The organism is Rhodobacter ferrooxidans (assembly GCF_000176015.1).
Lineage (GTDB): Bacteria > Pseudomonadota > Alphaproteobacteria > Rhodobacterales > Rhodobacteraceae > Pseudorhodobacter_B > Pseudorhodobacter_B ferrooxidans.
In genome coordinates this window covers 1-572 of the sequence record NZ_ACYY01000056.1, presented here as the reverse complement: position 1 = coordinate 572, position 572 = coordinate 1, and the positions used below count along the sequence as shown (strand labels likewise).

General features: G+C 64.2%; 1 protein-coding gene. It reads left to right on the top strand.

Going from position 1 to position 572, the window contains the following annotated elements; translation table 11 throughout:
* The first annotated feature begins 38 nt into the window (after positions 1 to 38).
* A complete protein-coding gene (locus tag RSW2DRAFT_RS17010; protein WP_040672563.1) occupies positions 39 to 518 on the top strand; it encodes an arsenate-mycothiol transferase ArsC in 480 nt (159 codons plus the stop codon).
* Positions 519 to 572 lie beyond the last annotated feature (54 nt).

Below are 572 nucleotides of genomic sequence, written 5' to 3'. Positions count from 1 at the left end.
TGTTCACCCTGATCTGCGTCCTGCACTGGGGTTAGCGGGTGGCGGGCACATTCCCCTCGTCGGTGCTGTTCTGCTGCGACCACAACGCGGTGCGCTCGCCCATGGCCGAGGCGATGATGAAGAAATTCTACGGCCAGCGCGCCTATGTGCAGTCGGCCGGCGTGCGCAATGACATGGAGGTGGACGGCTTTTCGATTGCCGTCTGTCAGGAACTCGGGCTGGAATTGCACCGCCATCGCGCCCGCAGTTTCGAGGACATGCAGCAATGGGGCGATGACCTTTCCGGTTATGACATGATCGTGGCGTTGTCGCCGGCCAGTCTGCGGCTGGCGCAGGAGCTGACCCGCTATTATCATCTGGATGTGGAGTACTGGCCGGTGCTCGATCCGACCGGGCTGGGCGAGGGGCGCGAGGCCAAGCTGGCCGCCTATCGCCAGACCCGTGATCAGATCAGGGCGCGGATGCTGGCGCGCTTTGGCCCGCCAACCGAGGGAGAGAGCGATGCGGAACCTGAGTGAACGCCCGGCAATGGTGGCGGCATGATCGAATTGCGCCCGCTTGCCGGTGATGCC